This is a genomic window from Pedobacter hartonius (genome assembly GCF_900107535.1).
Classification (GTDB): domain Bacteria; phylum Bacteroidota; class Bacteroidia; order Sphingobacteriales; family Sphingobacteriaceae; genus Pedobacter; species Pedobacter hartonius.
In genome coordinates, this window is sequence record NZ_FNRA01000010.1 from 1 (window position 1) to 19042 (window position 19042).

17 protein-coding genes and 2 tRNA genes are annotated in these 19042 nt (G+C 43.3%); 9 read left to right on the forward strand and 10 right to left on the reverse strand.

Features of this window, described 5'->3' with window-relative positions:
• Nucleotides 1-155: 155 nt before the first annotated feature.
• The 3 genes from BLW16_RS16370 to BLW16_RS16380 all read right to left on the reverse strand — a co-directional run bounded on the left by BLW16_RS16370 (nucleotide 156) and on the right by BLW16_RS16380 (nucleotide 2088).
• Nucleotides 156-521, reverse strand: coding sequence for an SGNH/GDSL hydrolase family protein (locus tag BLW16_RS16370; protein ID WP_090558628.1), 366 nt, complete (start codon nucleotides 519-521; stop codon nucleotides 156-158).
• 203 nt (nucleotides 522-724) lie between these two features.
• Nucleotides 725-1759, reverse strand: a complete 1035-nt coding sequence (locus BLW16_RS16375) for an LLM class flavin-dependent oxidoreductase (RefSeq protein WP_090558631.1) — start codon at nucleotides 1757-1759, stop codon at nucleotides 725-727.
• Nucleotides 1760-2004: 245 nt separating this feature from the next.
• Nucleotides 2005-2088 (reverse strand) — tRNA-Leu (locus BLW16_RS16380).
• Between the two features lie 268 nt (nucleotides 2089-2356).
• Here BLW16_RS16380 and BLW16_RS16385 point away from each other — a divergent pair.
• From BLW16_RS16385 to BLW16_RS16425, 9 genes are all read left to right on the forward strand, one after another.
• Entirely contained in the window at nucleotides 2357-2776 is a 420-nt protein-coding gene (locus BLW16_RS16385) for a DUF983 domain-containing protein (RefSeq protein ID WP_090558634.1), read from the forward strand.
• A 90-nt stretch (nucleotides 2777-2866) separates the two neighbouring features.
• Nucleotides 2867-3748, forward strand: coding sequence for an alpha/beta fold hydrolase (locus BLW16_RS16390; RefSeq protein ID WP_090558636.1), 882 nt, complete (start codon nucleotides 2867-2869; stop codon nucleotides 3746-3748).
• Nucleotides 3749-3904: 156 nt separating this feature from the next.
• Nucleotides 3905-5212 carry an alkaline phosphatase family protein gene (locus tag BLW16_RS16395; protein ID WP_245735345.1) on the forward strand — a complete coding sequence of 436 codons (1308 nt, stop codon included), beginning with the start codon at nucleotides 3905-3907 and terminating at the stop codon, nucleotides 5210-5212.
• Nucleotides 5213-5471: 259 nt separating this feature from the next.
• Entirely contained in the window at nucleotides 5472-6446 is a 975-nt protein-coding gene (locus BLW16_RS16400) for an aldo/keto reductase (RefSeq protein WP_090558929.1), read from the forward strand.
• Between the two features lie 44 nt (nucleotides 6447-6490).
• Nucleotides 6491-7297, forward strand: a complete 807-nt coding sequence (locus BLW16_RS16405) for a helix-turn-helix domain-containing protein (protein WP_090558640.1) — start codon at nucleotides 6491-6493, stop codon at nucleotides 7295-7297.
• Between the two features lie 376 nt (nucleotides 7298-7673).
• Complete coding sequence (locus BLW16_RS16410) at nucleotides 7674-8597, forward strand: helix-turn-helix domain-containing protein (RefSeq protein WP_090558642.1); 924 nt, start codon at nucleotides 7674-7676, stop codon at nucleotides 8595-8597.
• A gap of 142 nt (nucleotides 8598-8739) precedes the next feature.
• Nucleotides 8740-9801, forward strand: a complete 1062-nt coding sequence (locus tag BLW16_RS16415) for an alpha/beta hydrolase family protein (protein WP_245735348.1) — start codon at nucleotides 8740-8742, stop codon at nucleotides 9799-9801.
• A gap of 116 nt (nucleotides 9802-9917) precedes the next feature.
• Nucleotides 9918-10862: an SDR family NAD(P)-dependent oxidoreductase gene (locus tag BLW16_RS16420; RefSeq protein ID WP_090558644.1), complete on the forward strand. Its 945-nt coding sequence runs from the start codon at nucleotides 9918-9920 to the stop codon at nucleotides 10860-10862.
• A gap of 25 nt (nucleotides 10863-10887) precedes the next feature.
• Nucleotides 10888-11763, forward strand: coding sequence for a carotenoid biosynthesis protein (locus BLW16_RS16425; protein ID WP_175470619.1), 876 nt, complete (start codon nucleotides 10888-10890; stop codon nucleotides 11761-11763).
• A 351-nt stretch (nucleotides 11764-12114) separates the two neighbouring features.
• On the opposite strand, the gene BLW16_RS16430 is transcribed toward BLW16_RS16425, so the two are convergent.
• The 7 genes from BLW16_RS16430 to pyrF all read right to left on the reverse strand — a co-directional run bounded on the left by BLW16_RS16430 (nucleotide 12115) and on the right by pyrF (nucleotide 18999).
• Nucleotides 12115-12198: transfer RNA gene (locus BLW16_RS16430), tRNA-Leu, on the reverse strand.
• Between the two features lie 60 nt (nucleotides 12199-12258).
• Complete coding sequence (locus tag BLW16_RS16435; RefSeq protein ID WP_090558648.1) at nucleotides 12259-13020, reverse strand: MBL fold metallo-hydrolase; 762 nt, start codon at nucleotides 13018-13020, stop codon at nucleotides 12259-12261.
• 87 nt (nucleotides 13021-13107) lie between these two features.
• On the reverse strand, nucleotides 13108-13758 hold the full coding sequence (locus BLW16_RS16440) for an outer membrane lipoprotein periplasmic chaperone LolA1 (protein ID WP_090558650.1): 651 nt from the start codon (nucleotides 13756-13758) through the stop codon (nucleotides 13108-13110).
• Nucleotides 13759-13769: 11 nt separating this feature from the next.
• Nucleotides 13770-16382: an FtsK/SpoIIIE family DNA translocase gene (locus tag BLW16_RS16445; RefSeq protein WP_090558652.1), complete on the reverse strand. Its 2613-nt coding sequence runs from the start codon at nucleotides 16380-16382 to the stop codon at nucleotides 13770-13772.
• Nucleotides 16383-16491: 109 nt separating this feature from the next.
• Nucleotides 16492-16713 carry a PspC domain-containing protein gene (locus tag BLW16_RS16450; protein ID WP_090558933.1) on the reverse strand — a complete coding sequence of 74 codons (222 nt, stop codon included), beginning with the start codon at nucleotides 16711-16713 and terminating at the stop codon, nucleotides 16492-16494.
• 129 nt (nucleotides 16714-16842) lie between these two features.
• Nucleotides 16843-18123 (reverse strand): DUF2851 family protein, encoded by a 1281-nt coding sequence (locus BLW16_RS16455; protein WP_090558655.1) that lies wholly within the window; start codon nucleotides 18121-18123, stop codon nucleotides 16843-16845.
• A 45-nt stretch (nucleotides 18124-18168) separates the two neighbouring features.
• A complete protein-coding gene (gene pyrF / locus BLW16_RS16460) occupies nucleotides 18169-18999 on the reverse strand; it encodes an orotidine-5'-phosphate decarboxylase (RefSeq protein ID WP_090558657.1) in 831 nt (276 codons plus the stop codon).
• Nucleotides 19000-19042: the final 43 nt, after the last annotated feature.

Genomic DNA, 19042 nt, shown 5'->3' on the forward strand with positions numbered 1-19042 from the left:
AACTCCTTCGGGTACGCTTTTCTTACTTGTGACATAATTTCTGTTAAGGTATGTAATTCTCTTAACTTACTGTCTACTCAAATATAGCAACTCCACTCTATACAAAGTATAAGCACGAATATCACCTGAACTAATCCAACAGCACTTTCTATGTACTATGTAATAGTACCAAACACTGGTAATGTATTGATGAAGTTACCCATCAGTTTACCTATCCTGTTACCACCATACACGTTAGGGTGAAGTTTATCACTTAAATGTGTATCCAAGTTATAGGAGTTGATACCTGTGTTGGACAACAAATCATAAGATGGTATACCTAAGTATTTACAGCAATCTTGTATACCATCCGCAACATTCTTAATAGTCAACCCATTGGTATTAGGTGCAAAACCATTACCTTCACCGTTATAAACACCCCTATTAAATGGAGTAAAGAATACAATACGGATGTTTGGTTTTAAAGTTAGAATCCTATTGATAACAAGCTTAACAGAACCATAAATAGTTGTAGCATTCATTGGACTATTGATGTCCCCAACGTTGCGCTACCGTGTCCGTAGTCATTGGTTCCCGCTAAAACAGTGATAATATCTAGGTTTGCAATAACATCAACAATCCTATACAGCCGTTCTTCGTTTAAAGCGGGCCCATGATGACCTGACGCGCCTAATTGTCTGATCCATTCTATATATAAATTTAGTTTAAGTTCAGTTTTTGCCGGCTAGCTAAGTATCGGGACGTTCAGTTTTTTGATCACCTCAGCAAATATCTCATAAGAATGAAGTCGTGCCTGGTGATCGAATATATGAGAGGTAACCATCAATTCGTCAACCTTTGTCTGGTCCATAAAAGATTGCAAATCTTCCTGAATCGTTTCAGGACTGCCGATAAATGAACAGCCGAGCATCTGCCCTACTGCTTCTGCTTCCTGTGCTGTCCAGATACTCTCCATATTGTCTACAGGGGGTTGCAGTAACCTGCGTTTTCCTGTGATCACACCCATAAAGAACTGCAGCAGAGAGGTAACCAGTCTGTTTGCCTCAGCATCAGTATCTGCAGCAACTACGTTTACACATGAAATCACATACGGTTCTTTCAAATGTTCTGAAGGTTTGAAATTCTGACGGTAGATGTTGATCGCGGTTAAAAATTGTGCCGGTGCAAAATGACTGGCGAAAGCATAAGGAAGTCCTTGGGCAGCGGCAAGTCTGGCGCTGTCAGTACTGGAACCCAATATCCATATAGGAATATCCAGTCCTTCGCCCGGGACTGCCCTTACCTGGCTGTCTGCATTATCATCCGAAAAATAAGTTTGCAGCTGCTGAACATCCTCCGGAAAATCATTGGCAGCATTGAAACGGGTACCCCTGATGGCCATTGCTGTGATCTGGTCAGTACCGGGTGCCCTTCCAAGGCCGAGGTCTATCCTGCCGGGATACAGCGACGCCAAAGTTCCAAACTGTTCTGCAATTACTAAAGGAGAGTGGTTTGGCAGCATGATACCGCCCGATCCTACCCTGATCGAGGTTGTACCTCCTGCAATATATCCGATCAGTATTGATGTTGCCGAACTGGCAACGCTGATCATATTGTGGTGCTCTGCCAGCCAGTACCTGGTATAGCCTAATTTTTCCACAAATCTTGCCAGGTCGAGGCTATTGCGAAAGGTATCTTCAGGCGTCTTTCCTGCCACAACGGTGGCTAAATCTAATACGGAGTAAGGGATTCCTGTTATTTTATGTGTTTGATCTGCCATTTCTATAATTTTAGCACGCAGCTGAAACTGCGATTAATATAAAATTAGAGAATAACTATGGTAAACATTTACTGTAACTGAAGATTTGACTTTACATACAGATGGAACAGACACATCGTGCTAAAACCTTTTGATCGTTACACAGCCACAGAAATCTGTTCCTGTCCTGAGGACATAAAAAAACCTGCAGACCAAAGATCTGCAGGTTTCTGTTTTGCCAGAAAATAGAATGAATCTATTCAATGTGCCCGAAGAGAGACTCGAACTCTCAAGGATCTTACTCCAACGGCTTCTGAGACCGCAACGTTTACCAATTTCGCCATCCGGGCATTTGACAACGCTTAGAGCATCCTGTCGTGGCGACAAATGTAGCATTATTTCTTAAATGATGTAAAATTTTTAATAAAAAACCTTCTTTAAATTGATCAAAGGGCTTGATTAGATCTTTATATAAAGCTATCCTACTCTAAATTAAGCAGGTAAGTTTCGGGACGAAAATTAAAAACAAACACCGGCTTTGCACTGTTCAACCTGCAACCACTGATTTTCAACTAAAAATTCAGATCCGAATGCTGATGAATAGCTAATTTTACAATTATGAACCCACCTATATCAAAATTACAGGCTGTCATCCAATGCAAGTGCCCAAGATGCAGAAAGGGCGATATCTTTACCGGAAAAATGTATTCACTTTCTTTTAAAGGACAGATCACCAATGAATATTGCCCGTATTGTAGCCTGCGTTTTGAAAGGGAACCCGGATTTTTCTATGTATCTATGTTTATCAGTTATGCCATGAATGTAGCAGAAATGATTACCGTAAGTGTAGCATCCTATATCCTGGGTTTAGCCCTCACTTATGATAATCTCTGGTACTATGTGGCCCTCCTATTCCTTACCGTGCTCATCTTTTCTCCTTTTAACTATCGCTATTCAAGAGTAATGCTGCTGCATTGGTTAACCCCGGATCTGGGTTATGTACCCGGCAGCGGCGATGATATGCAACTGAATAAATAATTTAAATACCAATTCGGTTTTTGGTATAAAAACATCATCTATACAGATTAAAACTAATATATTTGTAGAATATATAATCATATTCGCACAATGGATATATCCAAGATTTCACAACTGCCCGCTGCTCAAACGCTATTGGTAAATGAAATTCCGGTTACCTTTTATGAAGCAGGTACAGGCCAGACGATCGTATTACTGCATGGATGGCCCCAGACATCTTATATATGGAGAAAAGTGTTTCCGGAATTAACCAGAGACTATCATGTTCTTGCAATTGACCTTCCGGGGATGGGAAATACACATCAAACCGCAACTGCCGATACGCAAACGGTCGCAAGGCTTTTAAGATCATTTTTTGATCTGCGCCAATTGGAACAGATAAATTTAGTGGGACATGACATTGGCGCATGGGTGGCTGTAGCTTTCGCCCTCGAATATGAGGATACACTCAAATCACTTACCGTGATGGATGCAGGTATACCCGGACTGATGCCGGCTGAACTGTTTTCACCTGCAAACGCCGGTAAGATCTGGCAGTTTTACTTTCATGGTGTCCATGATATACCGGAGTTCCTGATTCAGGGAAAAGAAAAGGAATATTTCACCTGGTATTTCACAAACAAATCAGCTGTCAAAACAGCCATTACCAGTGATGACATCCAGTTCTATTCCGATGCATACACGGGCAGGGAACTGCTGAGCAATGGATTTGCCTATTACCGGGCCTTTTCTGAGAGTGCCAGCCAGAATACCCGGCACCAGCATCAGTTAAAGATACCGGTGCTGGCTATAGGAGGTGAGCAAGCCCAGGGTTTGAATATGGGTACAACCATGAACAAAATCTGCCAGAATGTTGTAACGGCAGTGAGTATTCCGGATTGCGGCCATTACGTTGCGGAAGAACAACCGGATGAGTTTATAAGATTAATGAGGGAATTTTTAGCATCATCCGGCCCCAATACAGTACTCTAATTTAACATCAATACATGCAGTAAAACCTCTCAGGCTCCCGAACTGCGAACTACATTAATCATAACTTCACAAAAAGTTAACAAAATAACAAACACCTTTACCCTGTTATATTTACCGGTTAACACTAAGCTCCAGAAAATCAGGATGGCAATAATTATGAAAAAACAATTTTCAATCACACTCCTTGCCTTGTTTATGATCACAGGGCAGCTTATGGCACAGACAGCCAAACACGTTATATTTCTAACCATTGACGGATTCCGCCCCGATTTTTACCTGGATAGCGAATGGAAGATGCCCAACCTGCACGCCCTGATGAAAGACGGGGCCTATGCAAAAGGTGTAAACAGTGTATTCCCTTCCGTTACCTACCCTTCGCATACCACGATTGTTACGGGTGTGCAACCCGCAAAACATGGCATTTTCTATAACAATATATTCACCCCCGATGGAGCACCGCAACAGCCTTACTGGCAGGACAGTTCCATTCATGTTCAAACCATCTGGAAGGCGGCCAAAGAAAAAGGCATGACCGTTGCTTCGCTTTACTGGCCCGTATCTGCCAATGCTCCTGTAGACTACAACATCCCGGATATAGGCAGCCTCGGCGAGGCGGTTCTGGAACAATATTCTTTACCGCAGGGTTTTTATGCCGAGGTAAAAAAAGAAGTGTTTGGCGGCGTTGACAAGATAGATGCAGGAAAAAATCAAAACGTGGCTAAGATTGCCGCATACGTGATAGAGAAAAGCAAACCTGAACTAATGACTATCCACCTGTTTTCTGCCGACGGTGCACAACACGCCGTGGGGCGTTACGGAATACGGGTACAGGAAGCGGTGGCTGATGCAGATGCCGCCGTAGGCATAATCATAGATGCCCTGAAAGCAGCAGGTATATGGGAAAGCACTGTATTCCTTATCGGTGGCGACCACGGGTTCTATGATGTAAAGAAAACGATCTCGCCCAATGTATGGCTGAAAGAAGCCGGACTGATCAATGACCTGAAAACGGGCGACTGGAAAGCGCAATTCAATTCAGCCGGCGGATCTGCTTACCTTTACCTGAAAGACCCTGCTGATAAAGCAACCATCAACAAAGTAAAAGCAATACTGGAAGCACAGCCTGACAGCGTAAAGCAATATTACCGCCTCATCAGCAAGGAACAAATGGACAAAGGCGGTTATAACCCGAATGTTGCTTTCGCACTTACCGGAGAGCATGACGCCGCATTTAGCACTACAACCACCGGTGATGCCGTAAAGACTGGCAAAGGAGGTACACACGGGCATTTCCCCGACACAAAAAATATCCGTACCGGTCTGGTAGCTCATGGTCCGGGTATTCGCAAAGGCGCTGTAATTGAAAACATGAACCTGCGCGACATGACGCCGATCATCGTAAAACTTCTTGGTATTCCATTTCCAAAAGTGGATGGAAAGATCCCGGCAGGACTATTGGAATAACAAATCAGGATAAAAAATGATGCGGTAATGAAGGGCAAACGACTGTTTATATCTATTGGGGTTCTTTTCAACGCAGTTCACTCTTAAATAATCTGCAAGAGACCCATTGATCTTTAATATAATGCTATTGAAAAAGCCAAAGTATAAGGTAATTGATCTATATATCCCTGAGCCGCACAAACAAGTAAATTGATCTCTGTGAGAAAACTTTAATACCATAGAAATACAAACTTTGTGTCATTAACTCAAAATGAATAAAATGACAGCAATAGATAAAATACAACTCGGCAAAAATGGACCGATGGTCTCTAAGTTAGGACTTGGATGTTTGCGCATGTCGCAAAACTTCACCGATCCGGTGAACAGTGATGATGAAAGCATCTCCACCATCTCGGAGGCATTAGACTGCGGTATCAATTTTCTCAATACTGGCGACTTTTACGGTAGCGGAGCCAGTGAACTGCTCATTGGCAAGGCCATCAAAGGGCGCAGAGACGATGCTTTCATTAGTGTCAAATTTGGCTCAATCATGTACAACAAACGATTCATTGAACTCGATTTTCGTCCGGCGGCCATCAAAAACTTTATCAACTATTCTTTGGTACGCCTCGGTATAGATACCATAGATCTGTATCAACCCTGCAGATTAGATGGTAATATTGTTCCCATAGAAGATGTAATCGGAACGGTGGCCGACCTTATTCAGGAGGGTAAAGTACGCTACCTGGGCGTTTCACAGGTCACGCCAGAACAACTTCGCATTGCGCATGAAATATATCCTGTGAGCGCACTGGAAGTAGGTTACTCGCTGGCCGACCGTCAAATAGAGGATAAGTTACTTCCTGTAGCTGACGAACTGGGAATTGGCGTCGTTGCCTTTGCTGTGACTTCTGAAAGATTGCTGACAGGCAACATGAAAGCGCCTTTGGCAGATGATGATTACCGTAGGAATTTCTCCCGTTTTCAGGGTGATAATTTTTTAAAGAACCTTGAAAAGGTTGAGATGCTGAAGGATCTTGCACAAAAAAAAGGATACACCCCTGCACAGCTGGCAATTGCCTGGGTAAATGCACAGGGCGATCATATTATGCCCCTGGTAAGCATGGGCAACAAATCAAGACTAGCAGAAAATATCGAAGCAATGCATATAAAATTCGATCCCGATGAAATGGAAAGTTTGCATCAGCACTTTTCGCAGGGAGCTATAATTGGCAACACTTTCCTTCACCTATAATTACTATCTTTAATCCAGGTTATAGTATAGCTAATATTACACTAATGATCAATCCTACTGAACTCAGACCGGAGGTGCTGTTTTTATCCTTTATCTCTTCACAGAAAAGAGAAAGAATAGGCTTTATTGAACATAATGCTCTGGTATTGCAGGTCTCCGGGCATTTCACGCTCGAGACTGCCGGTGAACGCAACTCAATGAAACGGGGTGAAATGATGCTGGTAAAAAAGAACCAGTTAGGAGAGATCACAAAATTACCTCTGGAGGGTGAACAGTACCAGACAATCGTGATCTTACTGAAAGAAGAACTGCTGAGGAAAATTGCACTTGAAGAGCGGATAGAAAGCGTGCCAAAATACAACGGGCCGTCAACAATCCATATCAAAGTGAATGATTATCTCCAGGGCTTCTTTCAGTCAGTTATTCCATATGTACAGCATGAGGATAAAGAGATCACGAAGGCACTGGGCATACTTAAAGTCCGGGAAGCAGTAAAGTTACTGCTCTATACACAGCCCGGCCTGCAAGAATTCCTTTTTGATTTTTCGGAACCTCATAAAATAGATCTGGAAAAGTTCATGCTCAACAATTTTCAGTTCAATATCCCGCTGGAGAAGTTTGCAATCCTTACAGGAAGAAGTTTGGCAGGATTTAAACGGGATTTTAAAAAAACATTTAATATGGCACCCCGGCAGTGGCTCCTGGAGATAAGACTAAACGAGGCGCGGCACCTGATTGAAAAAAAGAATAGCAAACCATCTGCCATCTATCTTGACCTGGGATTTCAAAGCCTTTCACATTTCTCCCACTCCTTTAAGAAAAAATTCGGAAAGTCACCTACCGCCGGGTGAATGACATTACATCCTTAGTAAATCTGCATCCTCAGTCCTTACCCTGCTCTCAGCTACTTTTGGATATCAATAAAAAAGCACCCTTCTCCACTGATCATAAAAAGGGTTTAATTTGGTAAAGCACAACATCTGCTGAACAAAATTTAACAGCGTTCAATTGAACGAAGCCTTTAAAATATATAATTTCTTAGTTTGGCTACAAAGTTCTTCAATTAGGCTACAAAACAGGTATTTTTAATAATGACTTTTGTATTGTTAAGCGCGTTATCATATAAGTGGATAGCGCATCAGGCTGATCGTTTTAAACTGCATTAGTAACAATAACGATGATTAAGCTGGCTTAAAATATGAAAATTTGAATTTAAGTAGTTTCACTATGAAGAAGAAAGACAATAGCCCGTTGAAATTCGATTCTATATCAGAGGCACACCTGGCCTTTGGCTTGCCCATGCCCCCGCATCCGCTGATCAGTCTTGTTAACACTGCTGGTCTATTAAGTGATGCAGTACGGCCTTCAGGAAGCCATCTCCTTAATTTTTATAAAATATCCCTGCGGACAAAACTAAGCGGATCTTTAAGATATGGACAGGGATACTATGACTTTGCCGAAGGCGGACTATTATTTGCCGCACCGAATCAACTGATCGGGAGCAGCGACAACGAGGGTAATGATGGAATCTCAGAGTATGTCTTACTGATTCACCCTGACTTTTTCATCGGATATCCGTTAGCCAAAAATATCAGGCGATATGGATTCTTCTCCTATTCTACAAATGAAGCCCTGCATCTGTCAGAGCGGGAAAAGGCAACAATTGTTTCCACTTTTAAACTTATGGAGGAAGAATTGAACAGTATAATCGACGATTTCAGTCAGGAAGTCATTGTTACGCAGATTGAGTTGCTGCTCAATTATGCCAAGCGTTTTTACAAACGTCAGTTCATTACCCGTAAGGCTACCAGCAATGCTTTATTGCAAAAGTTTGAACTATTATTGGATGAATATTTCAACAACGAAAAATCCTTAAGCCAGGGCGTTCCGACCGTTCAATATTTAGCGGAGAACTTAAATATTTCACCGAGTTATCTCAGTGATATGTTACGTTCGCTGACAGGACAAAGTGCGCAGCAACATATTCATGACAAGCTTATTGCGAAAGCAAAAGAAAAATTATCGACTACCAATCTATCTGTTAGTGAAGTAGCTTATGTCATGGGATTTGAACATTCCCAGTCTTTCAGTAAGCTGTTTAAACTCAAAACAAAAGTGTCGCCACTGGCATTCAAGAGGTCTTTTAATTAAGTTCAGGCCAGCTCCCGTAGTATAACATTAAATATTCGTTTGATGCATGTAAGCAATTTCAATTGCTTGCATGCAGGCGACTTTCTATGTCCAAAATAAGCGCTTTAGGAATCATAAACATCTCAAATTTAATTATTATAACATGAAAAAAGTAAAGATTGCGATAGCAGTGATGAATATATTACTTAGCTACTCAACAATTGTCAGGAGCCAGACCCCGGCAGCATCGGCAAACCAACAGATGGAAGATCCATTGATTGGCAGAGCTTCAAAGATCCCCGTAAACCCTGCTACAAGCATAATATCAATCAGTCCGGTAATCTTGTCTGCCCCCGGACGTGTGGTCAATCTTCAGGTACGGATCACTGCGCCGCGAACAGGCAAAAATCTGCCGATTATTATTCTGTCACACGGGCATGGCAATTCCAATTACCTCTCTTCCCTGTACGGGTATGGTCCGCTTGCTGACTTTTATGCTGCTCATGGATTTATAGTGATTCAGCCGACGCATTTGGATTCTAAAACTTTGAAGCTAAATCCTATGAGGCCAGATGGCCCCCTGTTCTGGCGGTCACGGGCCAGGGACATTAAAAATCTTCTTGACCAGCTTGGTGCTATTGAAAGTTTGGTTCCGGAAATTAAAGGCCGCCTGGACAAAAGCCGTATAGCAATTGTTGGGCATTCCCTGGGTGGCCTCACTGCCGGGATGCTTTTAGGCGAGCAAAACACTGATGAAAAGGGGATAAAAGTGGATTTGTCAGACAAGCGCATTAAGGCCGGGGTAATCCTGAGCGGGCCTGGTAATGGCGGTGCTGATTTGAACCCGCTGGCAGCTAAAGCAGGCCCCTCATTTTACAACCCGAACTTTGCCGGAATGAAAACGCCGGCTTTAATTATTGCAGGCGACAAGGATACATCAGCCCAGGAAACCGTTCGTGGCCCACAATGGCATGCAGATCCATATAAGCTAAGTCCGGCGCCGAAATGCTTACTGACTTTTATCGGTGCGCAACACAATTTAGGCGGAATTTCCGGATATGATGCAGCAGAGGCAAAAGACGAAAATCCTGAACGTGTAGCCTTAATTCAGCGGCTTACCTGGACTTATTTGAGAAGCCAATTGTATGCAGATGACCCGGCTTGGTCAAAAGCAATTGCGGCTTTGCAGGAAATGCCTGATTTGGTCAAATCAGCATGTAAGTAAGCGATATGTTAACTATGTGTTCAGTCATTCTGTTGGACGTAATAACGCACAGCTAGCAATTGTTCAGATTTTACAGGAAAAGGCCAGAAGATATCCAAATATTAATCAAATTTTAAATGAAATCAATAATCATCACAGGCGCTAACAGCGGAATAGGTTTTGAATGCGCGTTGCAACTGGCAAATACTGCGAAAGATGCACAAATTATCCTGGCTTGCAGGAATGAACAGACCGGCGAAGAAGCAGTTAAAAAAATAAAACATAAAACCGGTCATCGCAATTTGGTTTGCCGGCCCCTGAATTTAGCTTCGCTGAAATCTATAAAACAATTTACCATTGACTTTGCAAAGTCGCCCGATCCTGTGATCTCAGCATTGATAAACCATGCCGGAGGCTTGTTTATGGGTAAAACATCATACACAACGGACGGCTTTGAAATGACCTTCGGCACAAACCACCTCGGCGGGTTTTATTTGACTTTATTATTGTTGCCCTTTATAGAAGTGGGCGGTAGTATTACATTTACTTCCAGCGGAGTGCATGATCCCGCTAATCATACTGGCATTGCGCCGCCGGTATTTACAAGTGGAAAAGAATTGGCTTTTCCGGAAACAACTAATGGAGCTGGAATGGCCGTGGCACAAAAGCGTTATTCGACGTCAAAACTTTGCAATGTTTTAACGGCCTATATCCTGCACGAGAAGTTAGCCGGCAAAAAGATTAGGGTTAATGCTTTTGATCCGGGTAAGGTACCGGGTACGGGTTTCCTGAGAACCCTTCCAACTCCCCTGCGTTTAATTGCCAGTCAATTGGCTCATTTATTCCTGCTTTTTGGTAAGAAAGATACATTTAGTGCTGCAACATCCGGCAAAAGGCTGGCTACATTGGCGTATTCAAAAGAATTAGAGAGATTAAACGGCATATATTTCAAGCGAGGTCAGGTAACAAACTCATCGGCTGATTCTTACAATCCTGCTTTCCAGGCTGAACTATGGAAATCAAGCATTGAATTAACAGGATTAAAACAAGAAGAGACCAACTTAAACCTGGAGGAACAATAATACAATGATGAAAAAGAAGAACTATATGTCTACAAACCAAATAACAACGAATTCACTTTCTCAAGCTGCAATCAGTAAGGAAAAAGCTAATATCACTCAATATATAAAATGGGGATTTATCATTTTATTTATCATTTTAACGGTTGCCGTGAGAATAGATCTGCCAGTTATTCCTATTAAAGCCATTATGTTCGTACCTATGATTGTTTTTGCCTGGATTCATGGATCTCAAAGGTATGGCATAAGTACCATGATCATTTGGTTTGTGATTACATGGCTGGTGAGTAATGGTTTTGAAGCATTGAGCATACGTACCGGCTTTCCTTTCGGACATTATCATTACGCCAAAATGCCTGGCCCCAGGGTGTTAGATGTTCCTATAATTATTATGGCACTATATTTTGCGTTAAGTTATACATCATGGACCGTGGCTCAAATGGTAACAGGAAATTTCGGAAAGAAGATCGTCGGCGTTTATCAAATATTCATACCCATTACAACAGCAGTTATAATGTCCATGTTTGACCTTGTCGGCGACCCGCAGGCTTCGACATTGAGCTCGGATTGGGTTTGGGAGCGCGGAGGCGCATATTATGGAGTTCCAATATCCAATTATGCCGGGTGGATTTTTGTTGTATATGTTTTTATGCAAATATTCACTTGGTTTATTTCAAAGAAAAACATAGATGTGAGTAAAGACGCGGTAACAACCAGTCGAAGTTATTGGTTGGAAGCATCAATAGTATATCTGTCTATGGGCTTAGGTGTGGTATTGGAAGGATTTACACGTACAGCACACGTTGAGGTGTACTCTTCAATGGCAATGATATCAGTCTTTACAATGGTCTTTACTGCAATGATTTCAATATCGAATTTAAAATTTATTAACAATAAATTTTAAATTCGATATACAAGCAATAGCGCAGTGTTTGAAATAATGAACAATTGTACTTACGCGGGACTAATAAATTGGCAGCTTACAAAGAGTTACCAGAATGCTGGTGCGGGGAATAGTGGAAAGGATATTACCTAGCCTTTCAAATCTGTTTTCGAATTTACGATAAATGTAGCGTAACACAGAAGCATGCTATCGTTTGCGTGGTGTTCAAAGATAATCTGGTTTACGCCGGGGGGGCAGTTTAGAACTAATTAAATCGACCCGACCTTTCATCATAACTTACTGAATACCAACAAAAAAAGGATTGCTTTTTTATGAGCAATCCTTTCCAAATCCGAACGAAAAATCGTTAAGTACCCGAGAGCAGATTCGAACTGCCACGCCGTTGCCAGCACCAGCCCCTCAAGCTGGCGCGTCTACCAATTTCGCCACCCGGGTAGGTTCTGTGCTGCAAATATATATTTATTCGGAATAGTTTTAACACCTAATTTGAAAAAACTACAATTCAATTTGCAATCCATCATATGCCAGCCTGATATTTGGAGGGAGTTCGGCCTCAATATCAGCATGTTTACCAAGATTATGGCTCATATGTGTAAAGTAAGTTGTTTCTGCACCAATATCTTCTGCAAAGGTTATTGCTTCTGATAAGGTAAAATGAGAGATATGTTCTTCTTTCTGCAGGGCATTTACAACCAGGATCTTCGTTCCCCTAATCTTATCAATTGAGATCTGCGGAACCGTTTTCGCATCAGTGATATAAGTAAAATCACCGATCCTGTATCCCAGAATAGGTAATTTATAATGCATGATATCCAGGGGGATAAACTCAGTCTGACCGATATGAAAATTCTCTCCTGTCACGGTATGCATGTTGATCTGAGGCACTCCGGGATATACTTTATCCGCAAAAATATAGGAAAATTCCTTTTTCAGAGCCTCCTGTACGCGTACTGTAGCATAGATATCAATGTTCTTCCGCAGGAGATAGTTGAATGGCCTGATATCATCCAGCCCCGCAACGTGGTCTTTATGTTCATGGGTATAGACGATCGCATCAAGATCTTTCACCTTCGCCCTGAGCATCTGGTACCTGAAATCGGGGCCGCTGTCTATTACAATAGTTTTATCTGCTGTTTCCAATAGAACAGAGACACGCAGACGGTTATCCCTGGGATCGTCTGACTGGCAAACCTCGCATCCGCAGGTAATCACAGGAATACCCTGTGAGGTGCCAGTACCCAGAAATGTAATTTTCAAAATGCGAAAGTTAAAGTCATATTTCAAAATTAACAAAAAAAGGGTTAAGACAATTTGCCTTAACCCTTTTTTATAAATTTTATTTCATTACCGTAAATCAACCACCTCTACGCCAGGATACTTTTTGCCATCGAAGCCGAAAGTTCCGGCCGGAACCTTTACGTTAGGAACAAAAGTTGTTACCACGTAGGTGTACTTGTTCCCGTTTTTATCAAAGATCACCACGTTTGCGATCTGATGCGCTGTTTTGTCTATACCCAGCCTGATCTTAAAATAAGACTTTTTTGTATCCAGAGGTGAAAGGTCTATCATCTGGTAAGTTTTAGCTCCCGCCTTCTTCTCTCCGGTATACAGATATTTAAAGCCTTTTTCGTAAAGGGTAAATATTCCCGCAGGGTTCAGTGCGTCACCGCTGTTGTCTACCGCAGAAACCTGCACTTCCTTATCTTTTTTCAGGTAAGTCCACTGGCTCTTTCCATCACTGATCATATCCTGATCAGTCATGACCACTTTATATTTATTGGCGGCAGACTGCACAATCAGCGTCCCCTGCTGTGTATCCTTTTCTTTATTCTGCGGACTTTCCAGGGTGAAGGCAAACGTAGCTTTTACTGCGTCGTACGATTTATATTTTTTACTTACCTCTGCCAGAATAGCTTTCGCTTTTGCATCGGTCTGCGTATAACCTGCATAACTTATTCCTGATAATATCAGCAACAACAATAGGATCTTCTTCATTTGGCTGTTCGTTATTTCCTGAGGTTAGTCAAGAACTGTTCCAAAGCGTAATCATCCGGCAGCAGTACCTCTCTGGCCTTGCTTCCTTCAAATGGCCCTACAACACCCGCAGCCTCCAGCTGGTCAATGATCCTGCCGGCCCGGTTATAGCCCAGCTTCAGCTTCCTTTGGATCAGCGAAGTGGAACCCTGCTGATGCATAACAATCAAACGTGCAGCATCTTCAAACATCGAGTCCCTGTCATCCGGATCAAAATCAGCCTTGGCAGATTCTGCCGCTTCATCCAGGTATTCCGGTAACTGGTAAGCCTCGGGATATCCCCTCTGGTTACCGATAAATTCAGAAATCCGGTCCACTTCAGGAGTGTCCACAAAGGCACACTGTAACCTGATCAGATCGTTTCCTGTAGACAACAGCATATCTCCGCGACCAATTAACTGGTCTGCCCCACCACTGTCAAGGATGGTCCTGGAGTCAATTTTAGACAATACCCTGAACGCTAACCTTGCCGGGAAGTTGGCTTTGATCGTACCTGTGATGATATTCACAGAAGGACGCTGCGTAGCAAGCACAAGGTGGATCCCAACCGCACGTGCCAGCTGTGCCAGACGCGCAATAGGTGTTTCCACTTCCTTACCTGCGGTCATCATCAGATCCGCAAACTCATCCACGATCAGCACAATATAAGGCAGGAAACGGTGTGAATTATTCGGGTTCAGCTTCCGTTTGATAAATTTATCATTGTATTCCTTCAGGTTCCTCACCTGTGCGTCTTTCAGCAGGTCATAACGCTGATCCATCTCAATACATAAGGAATTCAGCGTATGGATCACCTTTTTTGTATCCGTGATGATCGCATCTGCCTCACCCGGAAGTTTGGCCAGGAAATGGCGCTCAATTTTATTGAACAGCGTAAGCTCAACCTTCTTTGGATCTACCAGTACAAATTTCAGCTGCGACGGATGTTTCTTATACAGCAGTGAAACCAGGATGGCATTGATACCTACTGATTTACCCTGACCGGTAGCACCCGCAACCAGCAAATGGGGCATTTTCGCCAGGTCAGCAATATATACTTCATTGGAAATAGTTTTACCCAACGCTATTGGCAGGTCCATTTCCGTTTTCTGGAATTTTTCTGTAGCCAGGATGCTCCTCATGGAAACCATCTCCGGATGCATATTCGGCACCTCAATTCCAATGGTTCCTTTTCCGGGCATCGGCGCAATAATACGGATACCCAGTGCCGCGAGGCTCAGCGCGATATCATCTTCCAGGTTTTTAATTTTAGAGATCCTGATTCCCGGTGCGGGAATGATCTCATAAAGGGTAACCGTCGGGCCGATCGTCGCTTTGATCTTATCGATCTCTATATTGTAATGGTTGAGGGTCTCAACGATCTTGTTTTTATTCGCCTCCAGCTCGTCTGCATTTACAGAGATCTTGTTTGATCCATAATTCTCCAGGAGGTCCAGATTGGGATATTTATAACTTGCCAGATCAAGCGTAGGGTCATAATTGCCAAATTGCTCTACCAGCTCTTCAGATTTCTTTTCCTCTTCACTTTTTTCTACCGTCAGCTGCGGCTCGGGCTTAACCTCCTCATAGACGATCTCCGACAGGGGCTCCACGACCGGAGAGAGAATGATCGGCGCATTCATCACATTCAGCAGCGGTGATTTCGGAAGGATGACCTCCTCCTCCATCGGCGGCTCTTCAAAACGGCTTGGGGTCAGTATGATATTCTGTTCTTTTTTTCGTTGTCCCGCCAGGCGGTCATTCAGCGTAAATTCTACCTGTCCCGGGTTTTTCTCAGGTACAGCAATTTCCCGCTCTGCATTTACGGGTGCGGCGGCCGCCGCAGGGAAATGATTACCGGTTTCAGGGACGATGATCTCTTCATCTTCTTCCTCAACAGCTGCCCGCGGCCTGCGTTCAGGAAGTTTAAAGTCAATATTGTAGGCGATGATTAGGATGGTAAGTCCAAGGAACGCGATCAGGCCGCCCACACCGGTGATACCGATCTGCGCAACCAGCAGCTTATTGGTCCAGTATCCTACCTCACCCTCGAGGTAGTGGGGCGCATCCAGAAAAAAAGAATGGAAGAACCCAAAGGTCATTGATAAAAAAAGAAGGGAAAACAGGCTGTAACCCAGCGTTTTTTCCAGGGCGAATATTTTAACCTTAAATAACAGGCGGTAGCCGATGACAAAGAATACGAATACAAAGATAAAAGAGGATACACCAAACCATTCATAGATAAACTGGTGTGACAGCAGCGCGCCGAATTTGCCAAGCCAGTTCTGCACTACAACAGGAATATTGTTCTGCTGCAGTTCTTCCATCGTTTTGAACAGATTATTCCAGCCGCCGTTGGCATCGATCACATAACTGTAATCTTCCTGCCAGGTAAAGAGGTAAGAAGTAAAAGCAACAAGGAAATAGATGGCCAGGATCAGAAAAAACAGCCCTGCGATCTTCAATACCCGCTCATTCTGAAAGTTCAGTGAAGGCATTCGTTCAAATAGCTCTCTGGGTGGTTTGGCCGACGCCCTTGAACCTGGCTTCTCCCCGTATTCGTTTTTGAATGAATTAGATTTAAATTGGTTTCCCCTTACCGACATTTTTTTTAACTCTATTAATAAACAACAAATATAAAATATATAGTTGTATGTGTCATCTTATTCTGAAGCGCAGAAGAATAATAAAATATTGAAGCCACCAGCCTCAGCATTACATATCCCAGATCCGCTGCCTGATCCTTTTAACATAATGGCGCACATCCAGTATCAGCGCTGCCATGATATAAAACACAATAGGAAACCCTACTGCAAGAAATGAGGAGTAGATAAAGAAAAGCCTGATTTTGCTGATAGACATATTGAACCGCTCTGCGATATAAGTACATACCCCAAAACTTTGTTTCTCAAAATAGGTGACGATGTTCTGAAACATGATAGTAGATTTATGTCCGTTCATACAGCCCCGGCCTTATGCAGGTTTCAGGGTACGCAATTGAATTCAATTATTGATCAATTTAGATATTATTTATTTTAAAACAAAAACCATACCCTAAATTCTCACTTATTTGGTGATAATTTCTATCCCTATCTCACAATTTAAACATTTCCTGGAAGAACAGCAGTATTTATGCAGCTGAAGTACGGCCTGGGAATCATAGGCAGTTGACAATTTCAGTCCCGCTTTCCGGTAATGTGCAGTGACGGCGTTCCGCTCGGCAGGTATCTTTTTCAGGAACCCGGTCGCGCGTTGTTTCAGTTCCGGCAGGTTAAAATATGTGCCATAACAATATAAAATGAAGCATACCGTATTGATGATCAGGTTCTCGGCAGATTTTCTGCCCAGCCTTACGGGCATCTCCCTGCGGCCACGGTCAAAGTTAACATGGTCTTTCCAGTACGGATGTACCTCGCCGGGAGAGAACAGGCGCCGCAGTTCTTTGAGATCATTCAATCCGATGATCTCTGCAAACAGGTGGCTGCTGCCGGTCAGCATGCCGGCCAGCTGTGCGATCCTTAACACCGGAAAATTCTGCGGGTGCATCCTCAGAAACTTCCAGAGTGACTTATCCTCCGGTTGTAACTGATATTTCTTTTTGAGGAACAGATACTCAGATTGTAGCTGCCGGGGATAGCTGTCTTTAAAATCGCCCTCCAGAAAGCCTGCCTGTCCAAAAAGCAGGGCTTCAATCTGCAGCGGCTGATCCCTGTGTTTGGCCAGCAGCGTGGCGGGTAAACCGGCAGCGAGCAGCTGAAAGGGGAGGTTATTTACCCGGAAACCGAAATTCCGGATGAGCAGCATGTGGAAAGTTTCATTCCAGTTGTGATGATTCTGTTCCAGGTGAAACTCCAGTTCGGCCGTTTTCTCCAGGAAACGTTCTGTGACCATTCTGTTCAGCATTCTTTGCACGGTGATGTGATCTACCTGCCCTATCTGCTGTGCACAGGGGAAAAAGTTCCGCCCTTCCAGCAGCGCGCGGTATTTGCCGAACATGGCTTCGGGAATAAGGTCCTTCAGCAAGAATACGGGAACCAGGCTGCCGTCTGTCCGGCAGATTACGGCGTCATCTTCACAAACTACATGCAGGATCACCGAATCATACGAGCGGTTTTCCTGGTGATGGTGCAGGAGCCAGTCGGACGCCCTGACATGGATCTCCACATCCCCTACCCATAACTGCCCGCCGATCCTGAGTTTAGCCGTATTGAAATCCGGACCCGCATTTGTATTCCGCGATCCCGGATGGATGATCTGTAAGGTTTCTCCGTTGGTGCAGTACAGATCAAGCCTGGTCAGCAACCTGTACTGCCAGATATAGTGTAAAAAATCTTCATTAAGTCGCATCTGCAAACTTAATTCAAAGAATTTATTTCCTGTAAATTAAATACTTTATATCAACTCTGCTTCTTCCAGTATCTGCTGCATTTCCAGCTGTAATTTCAGGGCTTCTTCCCTTGCTTTTTCTGCAAAATCTTCGCCTTTACCGGCGTATATAATGCCCCTGGCCGAATTGACCAGCAATCCGCAGTGGTCATTTAACCCAAATTCACAAACCTCTGCCAAACTTCCGCCCTGGGCACCCACTCCGGGCACCAGCAGGAAACTGTCCGGTGCCAGGCTCCTGATATTGGCAAATTCAGATCCCCTTGTGGCACCAACAACATACATCAGACGTTCGCTGTCTGCCCAGGTGGAGGATATCCTGATGACCTGTTCGTATAATTTACCTTTTGGTGTCTGCAGCAATTGAAAATCATTGTGGCCTTCGTTTGAAGTTGCAGCCAGCAGGATCACCCATTTATTTTCATATTTCAGAAAAGGGCTTACAGAATCCCTGCCCATATAGGGAGCAACAGTAATGGCGTCAAAGCTCATCCCTGATTTTTCTTTATTGAAAAAGGCATCGGCATACATGGCCGAAGTGTTCCCGATATCCCCTCTTTTTGCATCGGCTATGCTAAAAATATCTTCCGGAATATAAGCCCAGGTTTTCAGCAAACTTTCCCAGCCTTTCAAACCTCCCGATTCATAAAATGCAGTGTTCGGTTTGTAGGCAACACACAGGTCTTTTGTCGCATCAATAATCTGCCTGTTGAACTCGAATACCGGATCTTCATGACTTAACAGGTGTTGCGGGATATTTTCCAGCACCGGGTCAAGTCCCACACATAAAAATGATTTTTTAGACTTTATCTGTTCAAATAGTTGCTTTTTATTCATTTGGGCTTAGATTATGCGCAAATATGCCAATTTTTCTACAGGT

Excerpts from the sequence above, each read along its gene's own strand:
- BLW16_RS16370 (WP_090558628.1), bottom strand. The coding sequence starts at position 521 with ATGAATGCTACAACTATTTATGGTTCTGTTAAGCTTGTTATCAATAGG.
- BLW16_RS16375 (WP_090558631.1), bottom strand. The coding sequence starts at position 1,759 with ATGGCAGATCAAACACATAAAATAACAGGAATCCCTTACTCCGTATTA.
- BLW16_RS16385 (WP_090558634.1), top strand. The coding sequence starts at position 2,357 with ATGAACCCACCTATATCAAAATTACAGGCTGTCATCCAATGCAAGTGC.
- BLW16_RS16390 (WP_090558636.1), top strand. The coding sequence starts at position 2,867 with ATGGATATATCCAAGATTTCACAACTGCCCGCTGCTCAAACGCTATTG.
- BLW16_RS16395 (WP_245735345.1), top strand. The coding sequence starts at position 3,905 with ATGAAAAAACAATTTTCAATCACACTCCTTGCCTTGTTTATGATCACA.
- BLW16_RS16400 (WP_090558929.1), top strand. The coding sequence starts at position 5,472 with ATGACAGCAATAGATAAAATACAACTCGGCAAAAATGGACCGATGGTC.
- BLW16_RS16405 (WP_090558640.1), top strand. The coding sequence starts at position 6,491 with ATGATCAATCCTACTGAACTCAGACCGGAGGTGCTGTTTTTATCCTTT.
- BLW16_RS16410 (WP_090558642.1), top strand. The coding sequence starts at position 7,674 with ATGAAGAAGAAAGACAATAGCCCGTTGAAATTCGATTCTATATCAGAG.
- BLW16_RS16415 (WP_245735348.1), top strand. The coding sequence starts at position 8,740 with ATGAAAAAAGTAAAGATTGCGATAGCAGTGATGAATATATTACTTAGC.
- BLW16_RS16420 (WP_090558644.1), top strand. The coding sequence starts at position 9,918 with ATGAAATCAATAATCATCACAGGCGCTAACAGCGGAATAGGTTTTGAA.
- BLW16_RS16425 (WP_175470619.1), top strand. The coding sequence starts at position 10,888 with ATGTCTACAAACCAAATAACAACGAATTCACTTTCTCAAGCTGCAATC.
- BLW16_RS16440 (WP_090558650.1), bottom strand. The coding sequence starts at position 13,758 with ATGAAGAAGATCCTATTGTTGTTGCTGATATTATCAGGAATAAGTTAT.
- BLW16_RS16445 (WP_090558652.1), bottom strand. The coding sequence starts at position 16,382 with ATGTCGGTAAGGGGAAACCAATTTAAATCTAATTCATTCAAAAACGAA.
- BLW16_RS16450 (WP_090558933.1), bottom strand. The coding sequence starts at position 16,713 with ATGTTTCAGAACATCGTCACCTATTTTGAGAAACAAAGTTTTGGGGTA.
- BLW16_RS16455 (WP_090558655.1), bottom strand. The coding sequence starts at position 18,123 with ATGCGACTTAATGAAGATTTTTTACACTATATCTGGCAGTACAGGTTG.
- pyrF (WP_090558657.1), bottom strand. The coding sequence starts at position 18,999 with ATGAATAAAAAGCAACTATTTGAACAGATAAAGTCTAAAAAATCATTT.